The sequence below is a fragment of the uncultured Roseovarius sp. genome, from assembly GCF_913054395.1.
Classification (GTDB): Bacteria; Pseudomonadota; Alphaproteobacteria; order Rhodobacterales; family Rhodobacteraceae; genus Roseovarius.
On the sequence record NZ_CAJXIP010000233.1, the window covers coordinates 1 to 3,462 of the forward strand.

Annotated in this window: 4 protein-coding genes; 3 read left to right on the forward strand and 1 reads right to left on the reverse strand. The window is 58.5% G+C overall.

Annotated elements, in window-relative coordinates:
- The first annotated feature begins 124 nt into the window (after positions 1 to 124).
- From QZ522_RS18520 to QZ522_RS18530, 3 genes are all read left to right on the forward strand, one after another.
- On the forward strand, positions 125 to 982 hold the full coding sequence (locus tag QZ522_RS18520; RefSeq protein ID WP_294615069.1) for a tetratricopeptide repeat protein: 858 nt from the start codon (positions 125 to 127) through the stop codon (positions 980 to 982).
- A 14-nt stretch (positions 983 to 996) separates the two neighbouring features.
- Positions 997 to 1,497 (forward strand): prepilin peptidase, encoded by a 501-nt coding sequence (locus QZ522_RS18525; RefSeq protein WP_294615071.1) that lies wholly within the window; start codon positions 997 to 999, stop codon positions 1,495 to 1,497.
- 140 nt (positions 1,498 to 1,637) lie between these two features.
- Positions 1,638 to 2,948 (forward strand): ATPase, encoded by a 1,311-nt coding sequence (locus QZ522_RS18530; RefSeq protein WP_294615074.1) that lies wholly within the window; start codon positions 1,638 to 1,640, stop codon positions 2,946 to 2,948.
- Positions 2,949 to 3,128: 180 nt separating this feature from the next.
- On the opposite strand, the gene QZ522_RS18535 is transcribed toward QZ522_RS18530, so the two are convergent.
- Positions 3,129 to 3,462: LytTR family DNA-binding domain-containing protein (locus tag QZ522_RS18535; protein WP_294615077.1), on the reverse strand; the 334-nt coding region annotated here is incomplete at its 5' end.

Genomic DNA, 3,462 nt, shown 5'->3' on the forward strand with positions numbered 1-3,462 from the left:
ATCCGAAAATTCAGACTATGGTGAAGAGCAAGAGCAAGATTATAAATTGGTACGGCGGGGCACCGGAGATTATTTGATCCGCAAGATACCATAACGAGGCCGAGGCAGTAAAAGGACGCAAACAATGCGCCACCCTATCATGATTTCCCTGTGCGTGGCGGGTGCTTTCGCCCTGACCGCGGGTGAACAATCCACCGGCAATAATGTTGATCGCGCGTTTCAGGACATCAACGTGGTGGATGAAACCAACCTGAACGACGTGATGCTGACCGCCGCCGACCCGAATGAGGCGGTGGCGTATTTTCAACGTGCCGTCGGAGAAAAACCCGAACGGATCGACCTTTTGCGCGGACTTGGTCATTCCCTGGTCCGAGCCAAGCGCAACACCGAGGCGGTGACCGTCTGGTCGACAGTGGCCGATCATAAGGACGCCACAAATGATGACCGCGTCGATCTTGCAGATGCCTTGATCCGCAACAATGAATGGGACCGCGCCGACGAGGTGCTCGACACCATCCCTCCCACTTACGAGACCTTCAAACGCTATCGCCTCGAAGCGATGATTGCCGATAGCGATCAGGAATGGAAAAAGGCCGACAGCTTCTATGAAATCGCCGTTGGGCTGACGACCCAACCTGCGAACGTGATGAACAACTGGGGCTATTCCAAACTTACACGCGGCGATTATCCGGGGGCCGAGCGGCTATTCTCGGATGCGGTGCGTCAGGACCCCAAGCTTTTCACCGCCAAGAACAACCTGATCCTGGCCCGTGGCGCGCAACAGAAATATTCGCTTCCGGTGCTGCCGGTTAATCAGATCGAGCGTGCGCAGCTGCTTTATACGCTTGGGCTTTCGGCAATCAAACAGGGCGATACGGCGATCGGCAAGGGTCTGCTGCGCGATGCCATCGAGACACATCCGCAACATTTCGAGGATGCCGCGCGGAGCCTTAGCACCCTTGAAGCGAACGTTTCGAGCTAGGCCGGAGCGCGCGCATGTCGCTTGAAATTACCGCCCAATCGGCGCTTTGGTTCCTGCCCTTCGTGTTGCCGGTCTGTGTCTGGGTCGCGATGAGCGATCTGCGAACCATGAAGATCCCCAACACCTCCGTGCTGACGCTGACGGGGATTTTCGTGGTGATCGGGCTTATATCGCTTCCGCTGCCTGACTATGCCTGGCGGTTCTCGCATCTGGCAGTGATGCTGGTGGCGGGGATCGCGGCCAATGCCATCGGGGCGATGGGAGCGGGCGATGCCAAGTTCATCGCCGCCGCCGCGCCCTTCGTGGCGCTTGGCGATCTGGGTATGCTTGCAATCTTGTTTTCGGTCACCCTTGTGGCGGCCTATGTCACGCATCGCGCGGCCAAACACAGCGCCCTGCGCCGCCTTGCACCGGATTGGAAAAGCTGGTCGGCGGGCAACAAGTTCCCGATGGGGTTCGCGCTTGGGGCCACTTTGGCGATTTATCTTGGGCTTGGCGCGCTTTACGGCGCCTGAACCTTGGCCTCTGCCGCACCTCTGCCCGAGGGTTTCCTTAATTTCTGCACCTTTGCCCGGCATGTTTGCGGCTAACGCCTGCCCACCCTTGTGTGGCGCGGGGCAAAAGCATCACATCAGGCGCAGAACAGGCACATCATATGAACATGCAAGTCAGCACCGGCGTCCAGCCCCCCCCGCCCCCAAGCAGCATTGAGGATATGCAGCTTCCGGTCGTCATGATGCGGGATATCCTGCTCAAGACCATGTTTCGCAAGAACCTTGATCTGGTGTCGGAAGTGGCGGTCGCGATCTGTCTGCCGCGCGCCGTGACACAAGAGCTGATTGATATGGCGCGTGTGCAGAGACTGCTTGAGGCGACCGGCACCCTTAACGCGAATTCCGGTGGTGAAATGGGTTATCAGCTTACCGATGCCGGGAAATCCCGCGCGCTTGATGCCCTGAGCCAGTCGGAATACTTCGGCGCCATGCCGGTGCCCTTGTCGGTCTATCGCGAACAGGTCAAACGCCAGTCGATCCGCAATATCCAGATCACCCGCGATCAGTTGACCAATGCGATGGGGCACCTGATCCTGCCCAATACCCTGCTGGATCACCTCGGGCCTGCGGTCAGCGCCGGGCGCTCGATCCTGATGTATGGCCCGCCGGGCAACGGGAAATCCAGTATTTCCAATGGCATCCGGGATGCGATGGGCGACAAGATCTTCGTGCCGCGCGCGATCGAATATTCCGGCCAGGTGATCACCGTCTATGACCCAATCGTGCATTCCTCGGCCGAGGTCGAGGTTGACGATCCCAACAGCCTGCGCCGCCGGCGCACCTTTGACACCCGTTATGTACGCTGCGAGCGGCCGACGGTGATCACCGGCGGTGAACTTAGCCTGTCGATGCTTGATCTGGTCTATAACCCGACCGCGCGCACCTATCAGGCGCCACTCCAACTTAAATCCACCGGCGGCATCTTTATCGTCGACGACCTTGGCCGTCAGGCCGAACCGCCGCAAAGCCTTGTCAACCGGTGGATTGTTCCGCTTGAGGAAAGCAAGGATATCCTTGCCCTGCAATCGGGTGAAAAATTCGAGGTTCCCTTTGACACGCTGGTGATTTTCTCGACCAACTTTCACCCCAACGAGATTTTCGACAAGGCCGCCCTGCGCCGGATTTTCTATAAGATCAAGATCGACGGGCCGTGCCAGCAGGATTTCCTGAAAATCTTCGCCATGGTGGCGCGCAAGAAAGGCATGCCACTGGACGAGGCGGCGCTGATCCACCTGATCAAGGAAAAATATCCGACCATCGACAATGTCTATGCCAACTATCAGCCGGTCTTTCTGATCGACCAGATGATCTCGATCTGTGAATTCGAGGGCATCCCCTATCAGATGTCACCGGAACTGCTTGACCGGGCCTGGGCGAACATGTTCGTCAAGGAAGAAGATATCGTTCACTGACCTCTGCAAACCCTGTTCAGGGTGGGTTTTACCCGCCCTGCGGATACCCGGACCGGCCGAGATATCTTTGCCTTTTGGCCAGGGCCGCGATCGTGCCGGCGTATGGCACCTATACCGGCGGGCTTAATAGTGACGACAAGGTCCTGAGTCAGCTCATCAGCCCTGACAGGCCGCTGCGTGCTACTCAAGCAGCCCTGCCGCCACAAGGCGCGGGCGGTATTTGCGGCTGACCGGGACGCGGTCGCCATTGCGCAGGATGACAAAAGTCTTGTTTGCTCCGGCCTGCTCGACCCCGACCACCGCCGAAAGCGCCACCCAATGCGAGCGATGGGTGCAGATGCCTTCGATCGGGTCCATCTCGTGGATCGCATCCCCAAGCCGCAAGCGCAGCGTTTCCACCCCGCGATCAGACGATACGTCAACGAAATGATCATTGGCCGACAGGCGCATGATTTCGGCCCCGTCCAACGTTGTCAGCCGCCGATGCAGGCGCGTTTGCGGTACTTTGTCGTCT

Bases quoted from the DNA above. Each gene is read 5' to 3' on its own strand.
- QZ522_RS18520 (WP_294615069.1), top strand. From the start codon at position 125: ATGCGCCACCCTATCATGATTTCCCTGTGCGTGGCGGGTGCTTTCGCC.
- QZ522_RS18525 (WP_294615071.1), top strand. From the start codon at position 997: ATGTCGCTTGAAATTACCGCCCAATCGGCGCTTTGGTTCCTGCCCTTC.
- QZ522_RS18530 (WP_294615074.1), top strand. From the start codon at position 1,638: ATGAACATGCAAGTCAGCACCGGCGTCCAGCCCCCCCCGCCCCCAAGC.